General features: G+C 43.1%; 18 protein-coding genes. 2 read left to right on the plus strand and 16 right to left on the minus strand.

The window, feature by feature from the left end; genetic code table 11:
- Positions 1-129 precede the first annotated feature (129 nt).
- The 3 genes from ECA01S_RS04620 to ECA01S_RS04630 all read right to left on the minus strand — a co-directional run bounded on the left by ECA01S_RS04620 (position 130) and on the right by ECA01S_RS04630 (position 1,378).
- Positions 130-573, minus strand: coding sequence for a GatB/YqeY domain-containing protein (locus ECA01S_RS04620; RefSeq protein ID WP_067391822.1), 444 nt, complete (start codon positions 571-573; stop codon positions 130-132).
- Between the two features lie 19 nt (positions 574-592).
- Positions 593-769: a 30S ribosomal protein S21 gene (rpsU, locus tag ECA01S_RS04625; RefSeq protein WP_002356740.1), complete on the minus strand. Its 177-nt coding sequence runs from the start codon at positions 767-769 to the stop codon at positions 593-595.
- Positions 770-949: 180 nt separating this feature from the next.
- Positions 950-1,378 (minus strand): Fur family transcriptional regulator, encoded by a 429-nt coding sequence (locus tag ECA01S_RS04630; RefSeq protein WP_067391825.1) that lies wholly within the window; start codon positions 1,376-1,378, stop codon positions 950-952.
- Positions 1,379-1,465: 87 nt separating this feature from the next.
- Between ECA01S_RS04630 and ECA01S_RS04635 the strand changes: the two genes are divergently transcribed.
- Positions 1,466-2,326: a pyruvate, water dikinase regulatory protein gene (locus ECA01S_RS04635; RefSeq protein WP_067391828.1), complete on the plus strand. Its 861-nt coding sequence runs from the start codon at positions 1,466-1,468 to the stop codon at positions 2,324-2,326.
- Positions 2,327-2,392: 66 nt separating this feature from the next.
- On the opposite strand, the gene thrB is transcribed toward ECA01S_RS04635, so the two are convergent.
- From thrB to tyrS, 12 genes are all read right to left on the minus strand, one after another.
- On the minus strand, positions 2,393-3,262 hold the full coding sequence (gene thrB / locus ECA01S_RS04640; RefSeq protein ID WP_067391830.1) for a homoserine kinase: 870 nt from the start codon (positions 3,260-3,262) through the stop codon (positions 2,393-2,395).
- Positions 3,259-4,317: a threonine synthase gene (gene thrC / locus ECA01S_RS04645; RefSeq protein ID WP_067391833.1), complete on the minus strand. Its 1,059-nt coding sequence runs from the start codon at positions 4,315-4,317 to the stop codon at positions 3,259-3,261. Before thrC ends, thrB begins: the two co-directional genes overlap by 4 nt.
- 2 nt (positions 4,318-4,319) lie before the next feature.
- Entirely contained in the window at positions 4,320-5,564 is a 1,245-nt protein-coding gene (locus ECA01S_RS04650) for a homoserine dehydrogenase (RefSeq protein ID WP_067391836.1), read from the minus strand.
- A 127-nt stretch (positions 5,565-5,691) separates the two neighbouring features.
- The gene (locus ECA01S_RS04655) at positions 5,692-5,982 is read right to left on the minus strand and encodes an ArsR/SmtB family transcription factor (RefSeq protein WP_067391840.1); all 291 of its coding nucleotides are present in this window, start codon (positions 5,980-5,982) and stop codon (positions 5,692-5,694) included.
- A gap of 7 nt (positions 5,983-5,989) precedes the next feature.
- Positions 5,990-7,717, minus strand: coding sequence for a phospho-sugar mutase (locus ECA01S_RS04660; protein WP_067391843.1), 1,728 nt, complete (start codon positions 7,715-7,717; stop codon positions 5,990-5,992).
- Between the two features lie 198 nt (positions 7,718-7,915).
- A complete protein-coding gene (trxB, locus tag ECA01S_RS04665) occupies positions 7,916-8,827 on the minus strand; it encodes a thioredoxin-disulfide reductase (protein ID WP_067391847.1) in 912 nt (303 codons plus the stop codon).
- 150 nt (positions 8,828-8,977) lie between these two features.
- Entirely contained in the window at positions 8,978-10,756 is a 1,779-nt protein-coding gene (locus ECA01S_RS04670; protein ID WP_067391850.1) for an ABC transporter ATP-binding protein, read from the minus strand.
- Positions 10,740-12,506, minus strand: coding sequence for an ABC transporter ATP-binding protein (locus ECA01S_RS04675; protein ID WP_067391853.1), 1,767 nt, complete (start codon positions 12,504-12,506; stop codon positions 10,740-10,742). Before ECA01S_RS04675 ends, ECA01S_RS04670 begins: the two co-directional genes overlap by 17 nt.
- A 98-nt stretch (positions 12,507-12,604) precedes the next feature.
- The gene (locus ECA01S_RS04680) at positions 12,605-12,829 is read right to left on the minus strand and encodes a YneF family protein (protein WP_067391856.1); all 225 of its coding nucleotides are present in this window, start codon (positions 12,827-12,829) and stop codon (positions 12,605-12,607) included.
- Between the two features lie 113 nt (positions 12,830-12,942).
- On the minus strand, positions 12,943-13,833 hold the full coding sequence (locus tag ECA01S_RS04685; RefSeq protein WP_067391859.1) for a deoxyribonuclease IV: 891 nt from the start codon (positions 13,831-13,833) through the stop codon (positions 12,943-12,945).
- A 60-nt stretch (positions 13,834-13,893) separates the two neighbouring features.
- Positions 13,894-14,799 (minus strand): AEC family transporter, encoded by a 906-nt coding sequence (locus tag ECA01S_RS04690; protein WP_067391862.1) that lies wholly within the window; start codon positions 14,797-14,799, stop codon positions 13,894-13,896.
- Positions 14,800-14,859: 60 nt separating this feature from the next.
- Positions 14,860-16,128: a tyrosine--tRNA ligase gene (gene tyrS / locus ECA01S_RS04695; RefSeq protein ID WP_067391865.1), complete on the minus strand. Its 1,269-nt coding sequence runs from the start codon at positions 16,126-16,128 to the stop codon at positions 14,860-14,862.
- Between the two features lie 239 nt (positions 16,129-16,367).
- Here tyrS and ECA01S_RS04700 point away from each other — a divergent pair, with 239 nt between their 5' ends.
- On the plus strand, positions 16,368-18,767 hold the full coding sequence (locus tag ECA01S_RS04700; protein ID WP_082703254.1) for a transglycosylase domain-containing protein: 2,400 nt from the start codon (positions 16,368-16,370) through the stop codon (positions 18,765-18,767).
- A 314-nt stretch (positions 18,768-19,081) separates the two neighbouring features.
- Here ECA01S_RS04700 and ccpA read toward each other — a convergent pair whose 3' ends face one another.
- On the minus strand, positions 19,082-20,083 hold the full coding sequence (gene ccpA / locus ECA01S_RS04705) for a catabolite control protein A (RefSeq protein WP_067391868.1): 1,002 nt from the start codon (positions 20,081-20,083) through the stop codon (positions 19,082-19,084).
- Positions 20,084-20,251 lie beyond the last annotated feature (168 nt).

The following is a 20,251-nucleotide window of genomic DNA, read 5'->3' on the forward strand; positions in this document are numbered from 1 at the left end:
ATTCCCTACAATAATACCATATTTCTGTTTGATGCACAGCAACTGTTCTCCAAGGGAAGGTTTGCTCTTTGCCGCTTCAGCACTTGAGCGACACAAAAAAGCCTGTGACTTAGTCACAGGCTTTATGCGTTAATTTAAAAGTTCTTTGACGATTGCATTGACTTGGTTACCATCTGCTTTGCCTTTGACTTTTGGCATGACAGCACCCATCACCTTGCCAAATTCCTTTGGTGAAGTCGCACCAGTTTGATCAATCGCATTTTGAACGATCTCCCGGATTTCAGCTTCTGATAATTGGGCTGGTAGGTATTTTTCAACGATAACAATCTCTTTTTGAACTTTTTCTACCAGATCCGTCCGGTCCGCTTTTTCAAATTCCGCTAAAGAATCACGACGTTGCTTCATCTCACGAGATAAAACCGTTAATTCTTCTTCGTCATTTAATTCGCGACCTTCTTTGATCTGTTCGTTTTGAATAGCCGACTTTAACATCCGAATAACGGTTAGAGATTCTTTGTCTTTAGCCTTCATCGCGGTTTTCATGTCTTCATTCAACGTTGTTAGTAATGACATACTACCAACTCCTCATCAACTAGAATTTTTTACGTTTTCTAGCTGCCTCTGATTTTTTCTTGCGTTTTACGCTTGGTTTTTCGTAGAATTCACGTTTACGTGATTCTTGCAACGTACCAGCTTTAGAAACGGAACGTTTGAAGCGACGAAGAGCATCATCAAGAGACTCGTTTTTACGAACGACTGTTTTTGACATGTTAAGATTCCCTCCCTCCGAGCTCAAAAAGTAACCGTTTTTCTTTTCTGTTTTCATACATCAGTAAAGAACACCGTCCTTTAAATATTATAGCCAATGCTTAATTTACCGTCAACCATCCTTGACAAAATAAATAAAAAAACAACGACTTCTTTCGTGAAATCGTTGTTTCTGTAAGTTTCAACGGCAGTCTTCGCAACGGCCAAAGATCTCAAAGCGGTGTCCTTCGATCTCACAACCGGCTAATTGCTCGGCGAAAAAGTCCATGGGACACATGTGAATCTCCTTGGTTTTGCCACAAACAGTACAAATAAAATGGTGATGATGTCCCACTTCACCTTGGCAACATTGGAAACGGAATTTTTTTTCGCCATTCAATTCAGTTTCTTCTAAAAGGTTCAGCGTCTCAAAATCATGTAAATTACGATAAATCGTATCATAGCTGATTCCTTGATAATCATTTTGCATAAAGTCATAGACTTCACGAGCAGAGACGTAACGGTTGCGTCGGATCAAGAAACTGATCATCGCCTCCCGTTTTTTGGTATACTTCAAGCCATTGGCCTTCATCGTCTCTAAGGCGGATTCAATTAGATTGGTTTGACTCATCTTTCTCATCCTTTCAAAAGGTCCACGAACTTCATCGTGACTTATGGTATAATAATTCTATGAAAAAATCAAGAAAGGAACGTTTTAATGACCCCAGAAGAAACAAATAACTTGATCACGATTTTTGTCATTTCCGATTCCGCCGGTGAAACGGCCTCTAAATTAGCCCAAGCAGCTATGGCACAGTATCCATCCGTGGAGTTTTGTCTGTTCCGCCGAACCTTTGTGAATGATGAGGAGGTTCTGCTGAAGGCCTTGAACGAAGCCAAAGAGGAAAATGCCTTAGTCCTGCATACCATCATTGACCCCGGGTTAGTCAAAACTGCCAATGATTTCTGCCAAGAAAATGGCATGTTTTGCTACGATATTTTGACACCTGTCGTAGCGGAATTTGAAGAACGCAGTGCCGTGTTGCCTACGCGGGAACCAGGCGCCCTTCACCATTTAAACGAAAATTACTTCCGCCGGATCAAGGCGATGGAATTTGCAGTGAAATATGATGATGGAAAAGATCCCCGCGGCTTTTTAGAAGCAGACGTGGTGTTATTAGGTGTCTCGCGGACTTCCAAGACCCCTCTCAGTCTGTTCTTAGCCAATAAAAACTTGAAGGTTGCTAATCTACCTTTGATTCCTGAGGCGCATATTCCAAAACAAATTTGGGAAGTTGACCCTAAAAAAATCGTAGGATTGACCAATGATCCAGAAATTCTAAACAGTATCCGTAAAGAACGGATGCGGGCTTACGGACTTAATCCCGATACCGCCTACTCAGACATAGACAAAATCAAAAAGGAATTAGCCTTCGCCAATGATTTGTATCAAAAATTAGGTTGTGTCGTCATTAATGTCGCGCAGCTTTCCATTGAAGAAACAGCTTCAATGATTTTAAATGCCCTTGATTTAGAAGATCACAGTTATTTTAATCAGGATATGGAAAATCGTAAATAACCTTAAACAACGGATATGCCAAAAGCCTAACACTACTTCCGCAGAAGTGATGTTAGGCTTTTTTTGCTAGAAGACTTGGACGCCTTCTTGATCGACAGATAAGGATTCCACAGTCGCATCGATTTCTTCGGCTAAAGGGGCTAAAGCCGCTAGCAGGGATGCCGTAACCTCGCTAGGTGTCAGCATCAAAACAGTTGGTCCCGCCCCGCTTAAAAAAGTCCCATAAGCACCATGGCGGTGACCTAGGTCACGAATCCGAGAAAGCCACGGAACTAAGGCTGCTCGGTAAGGCTCATGCCAGCGATCCTCCTCCATCAGCTGACCTGCTAATGGTAAATTACCGTTAGAAACGGCCGCCACCATCACATTGGCAATGGCACTAGCAGCAACAGCGTCTTTATATGGCAGTTCTCGTGGCAAGCGGCCACGACTCTCACTGGTTGCCAAGGGTCTTTTAGGGATAAAAGCAATCACATCACATTCGGGAAAATGATGGGTCGCATAGTGTAGAGTATCCTCAACGTAAGCAGCCACTACTAAATTACCGCAAAAAGCCGGCGCCACATTATCAGGATGTCCTTCTATCACCGTAGCTAAACGAATCTTTTCATGCAGCGGCAAATTCAACTGTTGCAAGCGGTTGGCCAACTCAATACCTGCAACGATAACACTAGAACTACTGCCCAAACCTCGCGTCAGTGGAATGTCGGAGGTCATTTTTAACACATGCGGCTTCAGTTCTGGCGCGATTCTAAGAGCCGTTTGAACCAACAAATTTTCAGCATCACTGGGAATCTCACTCCCTAAGTGGTGCTGAATCTGCCAGGTATCCGCCTCTTCAATCACTTCGATTGACAGGTAGCTGGAAAGAGCCAAACCGCAAGAGTCAAAGCCCGGGCCTAGGTTAGCCGTTGTTGCTGGAACTCTAATTCTCATAGTTGTGCCACTCCGTCCCGTAGATGTTGACGCATGGCTTCCACGTCATCCATCTTCTGAATCTTGATATCGGCTGAGGACATTGCCGTATCAGGATCCTTCAGCCCATTACCAGTAAAGACAGTAACGACTGTTTCTCCTGGTTTGATTTGACCACTAGCAATATGCTTGATAACGCCTGCTAGGGATGCCGCAGAACCCGGCTCAACAAAAACGCCATCTTGAGCGGCTACCTTGCGGTAAGCATTAAGGATTTCTTCATCTGTAACAGAATCAATATAGCCATGTGACTCATCTCTAGCAGCTTCCGCCAATTTCCAGCTAGCTGGATTCCCAATTCGGATAGCAGTCGCAATCGTTTCCGGTTGCTCAATCACTTCTCCACGCACAATGGCTGCCGCCCCTTCTGCCTCAAACCCGTGCATTCTTGGCAACAGCGTTCCTTTTTGGTCATGCCATTCTTTAAAGCCTTTCCAGTAAGCTGAGATATTTCCAGCATTTCCCACGGGAATCGCCAAAACATCTGGTGCCTTGCCAAGCTGTTCGCAGATTTCAAAAGCCGCTGTTTTTTGACCCTCTAAACGATAAGGGTTGACGGAGTTAACTAAGGCTACCGCTTCTGTATTAGCGATATCTCGTACCGCTTTTAGTGCTTCATCAAAGTTCCCAGGGATTGAAATGATATCTGCACCATACATGATGGCTTGCGCCAATTTGCCTAGTGCAATCTTGCCATCAGGAATCACCACGTACGCTTTTACGCCAGCTCGCGTTGCGTAAGCCGCGGCAGCCGCACTGGTATTACCAGTAGATGCGCAAATAATAGCTTTCGCTCCTGCTTCAACGGCTTTGGCCACGGCCATCACCATCCCCCGGTCTTTAAAAGAGCCTGTCGGATTCAAGCCTTCATATTTTCCATAAAGATTGATTCCCAACTCATCAGATAAACTGTTTAAGCGAATCAAGGGCGTGTTTCCCTCCGCTAGCGAGATCAACGGGGTATTTTCTGTAATGGGTAAATACTCCTTATAACGTGTTAATAATCCTTCATACATAGCTATCCCTCAACTTTCATGATATTGTGCAACTGGATTCGCGTAGACGAAAGCTGCGTTGTTAGTTCTTCTAATTGTACTTCTGAGATGATTTCTGTCAATAAGACGGTTCGCTCGCCTTCAATCAATTGACGTAATGAAATGCCGATTGTGTCTAAGATAGTGGTTAGTTGCGTAGGGTCTGCTTCTGGCGTTAACGCTAAGTAATAACGCGCTAGTCGTTCCGCTTTTGGACTAATAGCTAGCGGCCGGTGGTACCCATTAAAGGGCTGGCCATGATTAGCGGTTGCCTGATTTTGGGCGATTTTCAACAAATCACTTACCACACTGGCAGCAGTTGGCATAGCGCCCGCACCAGGGCCGTAATACAAGGCCGAACCAATCCCCTGGCTAGTGACCGCAACAGCATTGAATTCTTGCTGAACCGCCGCTAAAATAGCTGTCTTCGCCACAAGTGTCGGCATCACCTCGCCGTAAATCCCGCTGGCAGTTTCGCTAACGGTGCCTAACAATTTGATGACATAACCTAACTGGTCTGCTAGCTGAACATCAGCCAAAGTTACTTGACGGATTCCAGCAATTTTTAGCGCGGAAAATGGCAAGGTCATGCCAAAGGCAAACTCTCCCAGTAAAATCATTTTATAAGCTGCATCAATACCGTCCACATCATTCGTAGGATCAGATTCAGCAAAGCCTAATTCCTGTGCTTGTTGGAGTGCTTCTTCATACTGACGACCCTCAGCAAACATCTGCGTCAGCATATAATTAGTCGTGCCATTGACGATTCCTTGAACCATTTGAATCGTATCCCCAGGATAACTTTCGGCTAAGGTCCGTAAAATAGGAATGCCACCTGCCACACTAGCCTCGTAGTACAAATCACATCCTTGGGCCTGCGCCAGCGCAATCAATTCTTCTCCATGAAGGGCCATCAGATCTTTATTGGCGGTCACTACATGCTTCCTATTTTCTAGGGCCATTTTGATATATTGACGGGCTGGTTCGATTTTTCCTAGCAGCTCCACCACGATATCAATTGTCGGGTCTTGGACAATGTCGCGAATATCAGTGGTTAGTTCCAGCTGATATTGCGCAGCTAAGGCCTGCTTTGCGGCAATATTTCGGACTAGCGCCTTTTTCACTGTAAACTGGGCATAATCTGCAGATTTCGTTTGATCGCGCAAATGGTTTAAGAGGCCAGTACCGACTGTACCCGTGCCTAAAAGACCAATCGTTAGTTGTGTCATAGGTTGCTCCCTTCCAGAACATTAAAAAGGACTCATCTTTTTCTAATAAATATGGGTATTAGTATAACGAACTCTATCGAAAAAAACCAGTCTTTTAGAGGATTTTCTAAAAGACTGGTCGCTTTGATCAGCTATGTTGGATATGCGCCAATGTCAGATCTAAAATGTCTAAGACGTGGTGATCATCCAAGGAGTAATAGATGGTTTTACCATCTCGTCTGGAGCGAACCACCGCCGCTTCTCGTAACAATTTTAATTGATGCGACACTGCTGATTGCTCCATTGCTAGTTCTTGACCAATCGCTGTCACATTTTGTTCCCCACCCTTTAAAAATAAAAGAATTTTCAACCGAGTCGGGTCGCCGAGCATTTTAAATAAGCGGCTTATTTTATCAATATCAGTCTGCATAGTGCTCATCCTTTGATTATTCTGCGGTAATTGCTTTGATTGCTGCTTCCATCTTCGCAATTTTTTCATCAGCAGCTGCTTGCGAGTCTGCTTTTGTTGCCAAGTAGAATTTGATCTTTGGTTCTGTTCCCGAAGGACGAACCGCGATCCAGCCACCATCTTCCAGCAAGTATTTTAACACATCAGAGGCCCCTGTTTCGAGTTTTTCCTCTTTTCCGTCAGCAAAACGGCGTGTCAGACTTTGGAAGTCTTCACTGCAGGCTACTTTAATGCCGCCAAATTCAGTTGGGGCTTCTTCGCGGAATTTTTTCATCAAGGCTTTGATTTTTTCACTGCCGCTAATACCGCTCATAGTCACAGAGATTGTTTTTTCAGTGTAGTAGCCATACTCTTCAAAAATATCTTGTAGGCCGTCATAAAGCGTCTTCCCTGATTTTTTATAAAAGGCCGCTACTTCCGCTAACAAGACAAGTGCTTGAATAGCATCTTTATCCCGCACAAATGGTTTTACTAAATAGCCATAGCTTTCTTCAAAACCAAACATAAAGGTTTGACTATGATCTACTTCGTATTGTTTGATTTTTTCAGCAATAAATTTGAAGCCCGTCAAAACATTGACCATCTTTGTTTGATAGCTTTCTGCGATGACTGTTGGCAATTCGCTGGAAACAATGGATTTCAATACCACCGCGTTTTCTGGTAACGTACCGGCATCCCAGTGAGCTTTCAAGATATAATGAATCATCAGTGCCCCTAATTGGTTTCCTGTCAATACTTGATAAGTGCCATCTGGTAAACGGACAGCTGCCCCCAAGCGGTCAGCATCCGGATCCGTTGCAACTAACAGATCGGCATCTTCTTTTTCACCTAAACGGATGGCATATTCAAAAGCTGAATGTTCTTCCGGATTTGGTGATTTTACGGTTGTAAAATCAGGATCGGCCACGGCTTGTTCTGGTACTAATTGGAATTTTTCAAAGCCAGCTTGTTTCAAGGCTTTTTCTCCCAACATTTTGCCTGTTCCGTGTAGTGGCGTGTAAATCAATTTCAATTCTTTCCCCAGTTCATCCACCAGCGCTTGATTAATCGTGACGGTTTTAACTTCTTTCAAATAAGCTGTGTCGACTTCTTCACCGATAATGTTGATTAAGCCGCTGTGTTCTACTTCCTCATCAGACAATACTTCCACTTTCAAAGGATTTTCAACGCCGCGAACATATGTTGTCAACGCATCGGCATCATGCGGCGGCATTTGGCCACCATCTTCGCCATAAACCTTGTAGCCGTTATATTCAGCTGGATTGTGGGAAGCAGTGATCATGATACCTGTAAAGGTTTTCAAATAGCGGACAGCAAAAGAAAGTTCTGGAGTCGGCCGCAAGCTTTCAAATACAAAAGATGGAATATCATGGTGAGCCAATGTTTTGGCAGCTTCCATGGCAAATTCCGGTGACATATGACGTGAATCATAAGCGATGGCAACCCCACGACGTTTTGTTTCAGGATCTTGACTGTCCATAAAACGAGCCAATCCTTCGGTCGCTTGACGAATCGTGTAAATATTCATCCGATTGATCCCAGCCCCTAAGATGCCACGCATCCCAGCTGTCCCAAATTCAAGAGGCGCATAAAAAGCGTCTTTGCGTTTTTCAGGATCTGCTCCTAGATCTGCTAAATCTTTTTTCATGTTCTCATCAAGATTTTCTTCGTTTACCCATTGCTCATATACTTGTTCCCAAGTCATGAAATAACACCTCTCTCATCTTTAAATTACAAAATAAGTATATCATTCTTACATACGTGATAAAAGCAGAAAAAGCAAGAAAATAACAAAAAAATGAGAATGTTTAATATTTTTTCATTTTACTGACAAAATAAATAATCGGTGTCCTGAGCCTTAGCCAATAAAAAAAGGAACTGCTTAAAGGCAGTCCCTCATTGATTAGTTTTCTTCTAGATATTTGTAGACTTGTTGGCCGGCAATCCCGCCTTCACCAACGGCGGTGGTGATTTGACGCAAGTCTTTTTCACGAACATCGCCAATAGCAAAGACACCAGGCATGGTGGTTTTCATTTCGCCATCGGTTTCAATCCAGCCGGCAGCATTGGTTAAACCAGCTTTAACGAAAGGTTCAGTCAATGGATCCAGACCAACATAGATGAAAACACCATCTGCGGCAACTTCTTTCACTTCATTGGTTTTGAGATTGCGTAATTTCCCACCGGTCACAACCATTTCATTGCCTACGATTTCTTCTAAAACAGTATCCCATTCAAAAGAAATTTTTTCATTATCAAATGCTCGTTGTTGAATAATTTTTTGAGCCCGTAATTCATCGCGACGATGAACAATCACTACTTCGGAAGCAAATTGAGTTAAATAAATCGCTTCTTCCACAGCAGAATCCCCACCGCCAATTACTAAAAGACGTTTGTTACGGAAAAAGGCACCATCACAAACAGCACAATAAGATACGCCACGTCCAGAAAACTCTTCTTCACCCTTAACGCCTAATTTACGATGCACACAGCCCGTAGCAATAATTACGGTTTTACCTTTATAGGTTTGGTCCTCACAAATCACTTCTTTATGGTCACCCTGGTCTTTGATGTCCATTACAATTCCGTAGGCGTTTTCCGTACCAAATTTGCTAACCCCTTCATACATTTTAAAGGCCAACTCTGGTCCCATGATTGATTCAAATCCTGGGTAGTTTTCGATCTCTGCCGTGTTATTCATTTGTCCGCCTGGCGCACCACGTTCAATCATCAATACAGATAAATTCGACCGTGAGGCATATAGCGCAGCCGTCATTCCTGCTGGTCCCGCGCCAATTACAATCACATCATACATATGTACTTTCCCTCCAACTTATAAACTGACTTCACTTTACAGCCTAACAAAACTTCTGTCCATAGTTATGCTTGCAAAAAGATGTACATGAAGTTTTGTTTGACTGATACTCTGATTAACCCAAAATGTTCCCAGTGGCATCTTTTAAGCTTACACGTCACTGCTTTGCAATTGATACATATCGGCATATAAGCCTTTTTGGGCCAATAACGTTTCGTGATTGCCACGTTCCACGATATGCCCTTTATCCAGCACTAAAATCAAGTTAGCGTCACGAATCGTTGACAGCCGGTGGGCAATGGCTATTGTAGTCCGGCCTTGACGCATTTTAGCCAGTCCTTCTTGAATGAGGCCTTCTGTTTCGGTATCAATATTAGCCGTTGCTTCATCCAAAATCAAAATCTTCGGATCCGTCACCATCGTGCGGGCAAAAGAAATCAATTGTCTTTGACCGCTAGAGTAGCTGGCGCCACGTTCAATGACCTTTGCTTCGTAACGACGCGGTAAGGTTTTGATAAATTTATCAGCTTGTACAAATTCAGCCGCCTCTTCAATCTCCACCTGCGTGATGTTGGGATTCATCATGCGGATGTTTCCGGCAATATCTCCATAAAACATGAAGGCATCTTGCAAGACTAAGCCCATTTTTTTACGAAGTTCGGTGATCGGATACTCACGAATATCGCGATCATCAATCAGAATCTGACCTTCAGAGAATTCGTAGAAACGCATCAACACATTAATGATGGAGCTTTTGCCACTACCCGTATGCCCCACTAACGCCACTGTTTCACCGGGATGCGCGACAAAACTGATATTATTCAAAACATTATGTTCGCCGTCATAAGAAAAGCTAACATTGCGAAATTCAATTTTGCCTGCGGTAATCTGTCCGTCGGCATCTTCAGCTTGTTGCGGTGTTACCTCTTCTGTATCCATGATTTTTAAGATACGGCTGCCCGCCACGATCCCATCCGTAAAGACACTTAGATAATCCATCATCTGGGTCATGGGGTTGAAGAAGGACTGAATATAGGTTACAAAAGCATAAATCAAGCCGACTTCTAGAGGCGAATGTAAGGCATCGAAACCAAATAACGTGAGGGATAAGGCCACTGCCAAAGCATAAAGTAAATTGATAATAGGACTTAGTAGTAACGAATTAGTCCGAATCATGGCAAAACGTGTTTTGAGATATTCCTCATTGATTTCGCCAAATTCGGCTTCTAGGCGTTGCTCTTGGCGGAATTGCTGAATGATTTGCATGCCGCTGATAGATTCATTCAGTTTCGTGTTCAACTGACTCAGTCGTTCCCGCATACGACGATAAATCTTGGAACTAAATTGCTGGTAATACCAAATCACTACTGCTAAGACCGGTAAGAATAGTAAGCAGAACAGCGTGATTTTTATGTTGATACTGAACATGGCAATAAATGCAGAAATAATGGCAAAGACGCCATTCAGAACCATCAGAAAGACATACCAAAATTCAAACAGGGTGTCCGTATCATTGGTAACACGAGACACGTTGGAGCCAGCCGGCGTTTGATCAAAGTAGCGCATACCTAACGTATGCAGCTTTTTAAAAAGCTCAGAACGGATATATTGGTAGGTCTTCAAAGAGCCCATGGAATAAAGAAACCATTGGAAGAACCAAATGATAGCTTTTAAAACAACGCCTAATAAATAGAGACCTGCAAAGAAATAAATGATTTGCTCAGTGGCGGTTTTGGGGGTCAAATATTGGTCCATAAGCGTTTGGATGATCCGTGGCAGCAGCACATTCATCACCGCTAAAGCTCCTGCAAAGATAATGGCAATCAAAAAAGTCAGCCGAAATGGACGTGCAAACTTAAAAAGTCGTTTGACAATGGTTGCCTGTTCCTTTAAGGGAATCGATTTTGACCACTCAGATTGATGTTCCATCTAGCTCACTCCCTTCAATTTTTGCCTCTAATTGTTGCCGATCCCACATCCGCTTATACCAGCCACCAAGAGCTAGCAATTCTTGATGGGTTCCACGTTCCACGATTCGGCCTTCATCTAGGACTAGAATCTCTTGGGCATGCATCACTGAACTTAAACGGTGAGCGGCAATAATCGTCGTTTTTTCTTGACGCAACGCTTTTAAGTGCCGCAAGATGGCTTCCTCTGTTTTAGCATCGACCGCCGAAAGTGCGTCATCTAAAATCAGTAATTCAGGATCCATAATCAGTGCCCGGGCAATAGAGATTCGTTGCTTCTGCCCGCCGGATAAAGAGACGCCTCGTTCCCCCACCATGGTGTCATAACCTTTAGGGAAGGCTGTAATCTCATTATGAATAAACGCTAAATCAGCCGCTCGCTCCACGGCTTTCTGTGATAAATGCGGATCAACGAACCGAATATTGTCACGGACAGTCATGGAAAATAGGAAATGGTCTTGGGGAACATACCCAATATTTCCCAACAATGCATCTAAGGTGTAGTCTTTGATATCCACACCACCAATAGTGATTTTCCCAAGGTATTCGTCATACTCTCGCAGAAACAGTTTAACCATCGAGGTCTTACCTGCGCCTGTTTTACCAACAATCCCTAGAGTGGCGCCTTTTTCCAGTACAAATTTAATGTTGGTCAGCGCCGTTGCTTCCGTATCGGGATAATGGAAGTCACGGATTTCATAATCAATCGCACCTTTTGCAGGCTGTTTAATACCGTCGGGCTTCTCAACGATATGCGAGCGCTCTTGCAATAGCTCAGAAACGCGGTCATAGCTAGCCGAACCCCGCTCCATCACATTAAATAGGCGACCAATGGCAAACATCGGCCAAACCAACATGCCAATGTAGCTAATAAAAGAGACTAGCTGACCTATCGTGATGGTATCCGTCATAATGTAACGGCCGCCAATCAGAATGGTCAGCACATAGGAAACACCAATAATCAAGGTAATAAAAGGATCAAACAAGGCGTCTAGAAAATTGACCTTGCGATTTTTTACAATAGCATTGTCGATTTTCCTTTGGAAATCCGCGATGTCTTCCTCTTCTTGGCCAAAGGTTTTGATGACCTTGATACCCGTGATACTTTCCTGGGTTTTATCATTGATATCGGAAAAGGCCTCCTGAGCCTCCCGAAAAGCATCGTGCAGTTTTGTCCCTAAAACGCGGGCAGTGACTGCCAAAAGTGGTAATGGTAAAAGTGCAATCAAGGTTAGCCGCCAGTCTACAAATAGCACCATGGCGATGATCGTCATGCCACCGGTGATAATCGAGTCAGCAAAGGTCAAAATTCCCGCCCCCGCCACATTTTGAATGGCGTTCAAGTCATTCGTTGCATGTGCCATCAAATCACCAGTCCGGTGCTTTTGGTAAAAATTTTGGTCCATTAAGGTAAAATGACGGAATAAATCCTGTCGCAGCCTTTTTTCCAGCTTAGCTGCACTTCCCCAAATATTCTGGCGCCAAATATAACGGAAAAGATACTGGGCGATTGCTGCAACTGCTAATAGCGCGACCCATCCTAAAATCGTAGAGATGACAATTTCACGGGAGGCAATCTCGTCAATCACAATCCCAATGACTTTGGGCGGGACTAGCTGGACGATGGCAACTGCCACGAGTGCCGCAACGCCAATCAAATAGCTGCGTTTTTCCTCTTTGAAAAACCAACCGAGTTTTTGAAATATTTTCATGGGTACCTCCTTTAAATAAACTTTCAGAAAAATCAAACAATAGCTGTCATGAAAAAACGGGCTGAAAAATCAGCCCGCAGTGGTTTAAAAAAGAGCGCTTATTTTTGTGCTTGGCTCTTCATTTGTTGCATCATTTGACGGATTTTCTTTTCAGACGGTTTTTGACCCATCTGCATCATCATCATCCGTAACATATCCTCATTAACGGGAGGATTTTTCTTGAAATAATCTTGCATATATTTACGGGCAAGGAAAAAGCCGCCCACTGCGCCTAATAATGCGGCGATGATCGCGATCACAACTACGATTCCGGTACTTACCATGATTCTCGCTCCTTTCTCTCATGTTCTCAATGAAACATTTTACTAGAAAGCATGCAAAAAGAAAAGAGGAAGTCGGGATAAATCTTGAATTATCCCTGACTTCCTACTATATTTTAGCTATTCATGATTTTTTCCAGCAAATCGGGATCAAAGGTTTGCGCCCGCAGCATAGCAATTTCAAAGCCATAAGGGGCTTTTTTGTTCTTTTTATCTTCCCCCACATAAGGGGTTTCAAGAATCTTTGGTAAACCTGCTAGTTTTTCGTGATGGGCAATCGCATTTAGTGCCTCAAAGCCAATCGTGCCAAAGCCAATGTTAGCGTGGCGATCCTTATGTGACCCCATCGGATTTTTAGAGTCATTTAAATGGATGACTTTCAAGCGATCCAAGCCAATCACACGATCAAACTCGCTTAACACGCCATCAAAATCTTCTTTGACATTATAACCCGCATCATTGGTATGACAGGTATCAAACGTCACCGAAAGCTTTTCGTTCAACGTCACGCCCTCAATAATCTGAGCCAATTCCTCAAAGGTCCGTCCAACTTCCGTGCCTTTACCCGCCATCGTTTCCAAAGCAATTTGGGCTGTTTGATCTTTATGCAACACTTCATTTAGGCCTTTAATGATTTGTTGGATGCCCGCCTCAGCTCCGGCCCCCACATGCGCGCCTGGATGTAAGACAATCTGTTTAGCTCCCAAAGCCTCACTACGCCGAATTTCTTCTCGTAAAAACTCAACAGCAAAGCCAAAATTTTCTGGTTTGATAGTATTGCCCAGGTTGATGATATAAGGGGCATGAACCACGATATCATGGAGATCATGCTCCGCCATATAGGCTTCCCCTGCTGCAATATTCATCTCCTCAATCGGTTTGCGCCGCGTATTCTGCGGTGCTCCCGTATAGATCATAAAGGTATTCGCCTGGTAGCTAGCCGCTTCTTCAGCCGCCCCAAGCAACATCTTCTTACCACTCATACTTACATGTGAACCAATCAACATAAATTTTACACGCTCCTTATCTTTTCACTCTAAAAGAAAACTCGCTTAGGTGCAACTTTTTTACCTAAGGCTCATTAACATCACAGCCGTCATCAGTACTAAACTAATCAATATACTTAAGGAAGAGATAAACCCCTCCGTTTCCTCTGCCACGCCTGCTTGCACACTATTAATGACTGAAAACGTTGGAATTGGCGCCAAGACTAAGACACTTAGGACGATTTTGTGGGTGGCGGCTAGCGGTAAGATTTGTAGCAGTAAAACCAACACCAGGGCTGCCGCGTAACGGCTCAATAAAACCCGCTGAATCGTTTGCCAGGCTTTTCTAGGGAGGCGTAGATCCAAATAAAGACCGATCATAAACATGGATAAAAAGCCATTTGCATTGCCAATACGTTGAACCATATCCAGTAACGTAGCTGGTAGCTGCCAATCTAGCAGGCGCAACACTAACATCGCCACGTAAGTGACAAACGGCACCGAATGAGCCAACACATAAAATACGTTCTGCTTTTCTTTACGGTCGCCACCGGCAATCCGATCGATCAAGACTGGACTACCACCAGCTAACATAAAGCTGTTGCCAATATCAAAGAGGGCAATAAAAGGAATTCCAATAGGAAAGAAACTTTGTAAAAAGGGGAGCGTAAAATTGCCGATATTATAGCCAGAAATATTGTACATCATGAATTTCCGTTCCAACGGTTCACTTTTAGTCGAAAACAGACCACCAAGCAAAATCATTAACACATTCAAAATAAAACCAAACAATATAAAGACTAATAGCTCCGCTGAAAGCGTCAAGCTTGATAAGCTAACAATGATTGCGGCGGGCAATGTGACGTGAATAATAATGCGGCTTACCGTCCCACCATCGGCTTTTGCCAAAATCCCCAAACGTTTGGTCAAATACCCTAAAAAGATCATTAATAGCAGTCCTAGTGCATTACTGATGACTGTTCCCATTTTTTTCTCCTCAAAAAAGGATGAGGCAAAGCCCCCAGGGTCATTGTCTCATCCTTATGATTATTTTGTGTATTCTAATAGCGTATATTTCTTTTTCCCACGACGAATTACCGTGAATTGACCTTCAATCATGTCACCTTCACCTAATTCATAGGTTAGATCCTGCGTCCGCTCCCCATTCACATAGACAGCTCCGTTTTGGATGTCTTCCCGTGCCTGACGTTTCGAAGGGACGATACCAGCTGCAATCAAGACATCTACCAACTGATGACTGTCTGCACTAGCGATGGTGTGGCTTGGTACATCTTTGAATCCTTGGGAAATCTCAGTCGCTGTTAATGAGCGAATATCACCACTAAACAAAGCTTGAGAAATATGCACGGCTTGGTCATACGCCGCTTGCCCATGAACTAACGTAGTCATGTCTTTTGCCAAGGCTTTTTGAGCAGCCCGTTGTTCTGGCGCCGCCTTGAATTCTGCTTCAATCGCGTCAATTTCTTCCAAGCTCAAGAAAGTAAAGTACTTCAAGAACTTAACCGCATCTCGGTCATCGGTATTAATCCAAAATTGGTAAAACTCATATGGTGAGGTTTTTTCCGCGTCTAACCAGACAGCATTCCCTTCAGATTTACCGAATTTGGTGCCATCCGCTTTCGTAATCAAAGGCATCGTTAAACCAAAACCTTGCACTTCTTTTTCACGACGTAATAATTCAATTCCAGAAGTGATATTACCCCACTGGTCACTGCCCCCTAATTGCAGCAGGCAGCCATGGGTTTCATACAACTTCAGAAAATCATAGGCTTGCAATAATTGGTAAGCAAACTCTGTGTAAGAAATCCCCGTCTCAATCCGGCGTTTGACACTTTCTTTGCTCATCATGTAGTTGATGGTAAAGTTTTTACCAACATCCCGTAAGAAGTCAATCAGCTTCATCTCGCCTAACCACTCGTAGTTGTTAGCAATAATGGCTGGATTTGTGTCATCATCAAAATCGATAAAACGAGCTAATTGATTTTTGATACTATCTGACCAGTTTTGAACCGTATCAAGGGTGTTTAATTGACGTTCGGCGTCCTTAAATGATGGATCCCCAATCATCCCAGTTCCCCCGCCAACTAAAGCAATCGGTACATGACCGTTTTGTTGGAATCTGCGCAGCACTAAAATCGGCAGTAGATGGCCGATATGCAGGCTGTCTGCGGTAGGGTCAAAGCCAATATATAGTTTCACAGACTCTTCATTTAATTGTTTTTCCAGTGCCGCTTCATCTGTCACTTGGTGAACAAGTCCGCGGGCTTTTAGTTCGCCAAAAAAGTCTGAACTCATGTAACTTCCTCCTTTATGATCATTCATTTTCCATCTTACCCCAAAGCCCTTTGAAAAGAAAGGGTTGCCTGTGATTTTGACGGCGGGTTCATTAAAGTTTGTTTACAAAAACCACCCTGCTTGCTCAAGCGCTATCTAATGAGTAAAAACTCTGTTATAATATCACGGAATATAGTCAAATTGAGGTGAAACCTTTGAATAAAAAACCTAACCATCAACGAAAATCAGCGAACTGGCTGATGGCGGGCAATATCGTCATCCGTGTCATTCAATCGCTTCTCTTGTTTTTGGTCGTTCTCGTCCTTTTGGGCGGATCGTTGGGCTTAGGAATTGGGACCGGCTATTTCGCCTACTTGGTCCAAGATACCGAGCCGCCATCGAAAGAACAGCTTGAAAAAGAAATCAATGACATTGAAGAAGTTTCTCATTTGGCTTACGCCAACGATAAGAACTTCGCTACTATCCGTTCAGATATTGTACGGACAACTGTCGCTTCTGACAAAATGTCTCCCTTATTGAAAAAAGCAATTATCAGTACGGAAGATGAGTATTTCGAAGAACATAACGGGGTTGTACCCAAAGCGTTGATTCGAGCGCTTATTTCCGACATTACTGGTCTCGGTGGCTCTTCCGGTGGTTCAACGCTGACTCAGCAATTGGTGAAGCAGCAAATCTTGACCGATGAAACCACCTTTAAGCGAAAAGCCAATGAAATTTTGATGGCGATGCGGGTGGACAAATACTTTTCTAAAGATGAGATCATTACGACCTATTTAAATGTCTCACCTTTCGGTCGTAATAACCTAGGTCAAAATATCGCCGGTGTCCAAGAAGCGGCTCAAGGAATCTTTGGCAAAAATGCCGATGACCTGACTTTACCACAAGCAGCCTTTATTGCTGGGTTGCCACAAAGTCCGATTGTTTATAGTCCTTACACTAACACTGGTGAGGTTAAAGATGATGAGAATCTGCAATATGGACTGGATCGTAAAGATTTTGTGCTGTTCAGCATGTACCGCGAAAAAGCCATCTCAAAAGAAGAATATGACGAAGCAATCAAGTATGACTTGAAGAAGGACTTCCTGAAACAAGGAAAAGCCTCCGCTAACGAGAATGGTTTCCTTTACGATACTGTGTTGCACGAAGCCATTCTAGTCCTCATGACGCAAGATTTGAAGAAGGATGATCTGAGTTTAGCGGAAGCGCAAAAAGATGGAAATGAAGATTTGTATAATCGTTATTACGATCAAGCGGAACGTCGTCTGCGCCGGAATGGTTATACTGTTCATTCCACTATCAACGAAAAGGTCTATAACGCTATGCAAGAAGCTGTCAAGAAAAATGGCTACTTGTTAGACTACGATAACCCCAGCAATGATGTTCAAACCGGGAATATTTTGATTGATAATAAAACTGGCGCTGTCCTTGGTTTTGTTGGTGGACGTGACTATCAAGCTAGTCAAGTGAATAATGCCTTTTATTCCAAACGGCAACCAGGTTCTACTATTAAGCCAATTATGACTTACGCACCAGCCATCGATCAGGGGCTGATTGGTTCAGCTAGCAGATTACCAAATTTCCCTATGAAAATTCCTGGTACGGATGAAAACTTACAAAACTCTACACAAGTTCAACCCAATACCTTTGTAGATGTTCGAACTGCTTTAGAGTGGTCCTTTAACCAAACTGTTGTAAGTTTAAATGAAGCCATGAAAAACGAGACAGGCGATGATTTATTCAGCTATAACCACTATCTTTCTAAGATGGGCATTCCCAAGGATGATTCTTGGGGCTATTGGGCAGCGCCGATGGGTACTACTGAAATGACGGTCCTCAAGCAAGCCAATACCTTCCAGACCTTGGCAAATCAAGGAAAATATGTTGAAGCTCACTTGATTGATAAAATCACAGATAACCACGGCAATATCATTTATGAATTCAAGCCTAAAGAGACTCAAGTCTTTTCAAAGGCGACTGCCTCCATTATGAATGACTTGTTGCGTTCCGTTTTAGATTCTGGCAACACAACCCAAGTGTTAGACAGTCTCTCTGGCAGTGCCGCTAATGCCGACTGGGTCGGAAAAACAGGAACCACGAATGAATATCACGATTCTTGGTTAACAATGTCAACGCCAAAAGTAACTTTGTCTGCTTGGACTGGTTATGACCAAAATCAAAACTTAACCGAAAATTCTTCGCAATACACAGGAATGTACATGGCTGCTCTCGTCAATGCCATTAATAATGCCGATGGTAAAGTTCTAGGAACCGATCAACGCTTTAAGTTGAGTGGCGATGTGAAGAAAGAAACGGTGTCAGCGTTTACTGGTGAACAAGCTGGGACTGTTGATTACAATGGTCGTACCATCAAAATACCGGGCGGCACCACCACTTCTTACTATGCTGAAGGGGGGCCGCGTAGTCCAGCCTTTAAGTTTGGTATTGCTGGAACAGACAGTAACTACGATTCTTATTGGAAGAAATATACTGCCGCACCTGCGCCTAAACCTTCTACCAATAATAACAATTCAAACAGTAACTCCTCCAACTCTAATAACTCGGATAAAAAGGACGAGGATAAGAAGGATGAGGACAAAAAAGACGACGATAAGAAACAAGACGACAAAAAGGATGACTAGCTAATAGCACTAAGCCATCCACGTAAAAGCATCTAGCCTTTTCCTCCAAGGAAGAAGCTAGATGTTTTTTGCGAATACAAGTCTGCACTAACTTGACGTCAATAAAGAAAGAGATTAGGGTAGAAGCCTCTATCCCCAAGACCAAGTAGGTATTTTTCAGCATCAACTCTGCCTGAGGCAATCGTTGTGATTCAAAGCAAATAGCAGTAACTGTATGCGTATAGCTGTCGCTTCTGCTTCCGCCGTTTTTTCGGATATAAAAAAACTGGGACATAACTTTTTGAGTTATGTCCCAATCTCTTATCTCTTCATGATTATTTAGTTGATCCTTTACGTTCGATACCATATGGCAAGATGATAGTCTTTTCTTCTACTTCTTCTTTGTTCATCATCTTCGTCAAAAGACGCATTGCTACCGCACCGATATCATACAATGGTTGTGTGATACTGGACAAACGTGGACGAGCGACGTCTGTTAGTAAAGAGTTGTTGCTTGTGATGATTTCAAATTCTTCTGGAACCTTCACACCAGCATCCAACATGCCATCCAAGATACCAATTGCCAATTCATCATCAGAAACGTAGACAGCTGTTGCCCCGCTATTGCGGATCCGAGCTGCTAATTGTTCGCCATCTTTAAAGTTGTATGGTGCTTCAAAAACTAAACCTTCGTTGTAGGTCAAACCATTTTCAGATAAGGCATCTTTGTAGCCTTTCAAACGGTTTTGACCATTGATTGGATCAATCAATGCGCCGCTAACAAAAGCAATCTTCTTGTTGCCATTTTTAGCTAACACATCTACTGCGTCTTTCGTAGCGTTTTTGTAGTCAATATTGACACTACCAACTTGTTCGTCTGGATCAATTGAGCCCGCTAAAACAACTGGTGTTTTAGAGCGAGAGAATTCGCCGCGAATTTCGTCCGTAATGTGATGGCCCATAAAGATGATACCATCTACTTGTTTCGCCAACAAAGTATTCAGTACGCTCACTTCTTTTTGGTCATTACCATCTGAGTTTGCTAAGACGATATTGTATTTGTACATCGTTGCTACATCATCAATTCCTCGTGCTAATGAAGAGAAAAAGATATTGCTAACGTCTGGGATGATAACCCCAACAGTCGTTGTCTTTTTGCTTGCTAAACCACGAGCGACTGCATTAGGACGGTAATCAAGACGGTCGATTACTTCCAATACTTTTTTACGTGTCGCTGGCTTTACGTTAGGATTGCCATTGACTACGCGGGATACTGTTGCCATTGAGACATTTGCTTCACGAGCAACATCATAAATCGTAATTGTCTGCTTTTCCATAATAGTCCTCCATTGAGATTCATTTTTAGTTTTTCATTTTCAGAAAATCCTATTTACATTTCTTCCTTAGAATAGCAAATTCCTTTTTAGTTTGCAACCGTTTTACTCTATTTTCATGAAAATTTATCAATCAAGTTTTTTTAAGCCCCCTGTGGTATGATAATTTTG

The sequence above is a fragment of the Enterococcus canis NBRC 100695 genome (genome assembly GCF_001544375.1).
Lineage (GTDB): Bacteria > Bacillota > Bacilli > Lactobacillales > Enterococcaceae > Enterococcus_H > Enterococcus_H canis.

Bases quoted from the DNA above. Each gene is read 5' to 3' on its own strand.
- ECA01S_RS04700 (WP_082703254.1), top strand. From the start codon at position 16,368: ATGGCGGGCAATATCGTCATCCGTGTCATTCAATCGCTTCTCTTGTTT.
- ECA01S_RS04620 (WP_067391822.1), bottom strand. From the start codon at position 573: ATGTCATTACTAACAACGTTGAATGAAGACATGAAAACCGCGATGAAG.
- tyrS (WP_067391865.1), bottom strand. From the start codon at position 16,128: ATGAGTTCAGACTTTTTTGGCGAACTAAAAGCCCGCGGACTTGTTCAC.
- thrC (WP_067391833.1), bottom strand. From the start codon at position 4,317: ATGTATGAAGGATTATTAACACGTTATAAGGAGTATTTACCCATTACA.
- ECA01S_RS04680 (WP_067391856.1), bottom strand. From the start codon at position 12,829: ATGGTAAGTACCGGAATCGTAGTTGTGATCGCGATCATCGCCGCATTA.
- thrB (WP_067391830.1), bottom strand. From the start codon at position 3,262: ATGAGAATTAGAGTTCCAGCAACAACGGCTAACCTAGGCCCGGGCTTT.
- trxB (WP_067391847.1), bottom strand. From the start codon at position 8,827: ATGTATGATGTGATTGTAATTGGCGCGGGACCAGCAGGAATGACGGCT.
- ECA01S_RS04630 (WP_067391825.1), bottom strand. From the start codon at position 1,378: ATGAGTCAAACCAATCTAATTGAATCCGCCTTAGAGACGATGAAGGCC.
- rpsU (WP_002356740.1), bottom strand. From the start codon at position 769: ATGTCAAAAACAGTCGTTCGTAAAAACGAGTCTCTTGATGATGCTCTT.
- ECA01S_RS04670 (WP_067391850.1), bottom strand. From the start codon at position 10,756: ATGGAACATCAATCTGAGTGGTCAAAATCGATTCCCTTAAAGGAACAG.
- ECA01S_RS04675 (WP_067391853.1), bottom strand. From the start codon at position 12,506: ATGAAAATATTTCAAAAACTCGGTTGGTTTTTCAAAGAGGAAAAACGC.
- ECA01S_RS04635 (WP_067391828.1), top strand. From the start codon at position 1,466: ATGACCCCAGAAGAAACAAATAACTTGATCACGATTTTTGTCATTTCC.
- ECA01S_RS04690 (WP_067391862.1), bottom strand. From the start codon at position 14,799: ATGGGAACAGTCATCAGTAATGCACTAGGACTGCTATTAATGATCTTT.
- ECA01S_RS04650 (WP_067391836.1), bottom strand. From the start codon at position 5,564: ATGACACAACTAACGATTGGTCTTTTAGGCACGGGTACAGTCGGTACT.
- ECA01S_RS04655 (WP_067391840.1), bottom strand. From the start codon at position 5,982: ATGAGCACTATGCAGACTGATATTGATAAAATAAGCCGCTTATTTAAA.
- ECA01S_RS04685 (WP_067391859.1), bottom strand. From the start codon at position 13,833: ATGTTGATTGGTTCACATGTAAGTATGAGTGGTAAGAAGATGTTGCTT.
- ECA01S_RS04660 (WP_067391843.1), bottom strand. From the start codon at position 7,717: ATGACTTGGGAACAAGTATATGAGCAATGGGTAAACGAAGAAAATCTT.
- ccpA (WP_067391868.1), bottom strand. From the start codon at position 20,083: ATGGAAAAGCAGACAATTACGATTTATGATGTTGCTCGTGAAGCAAAT.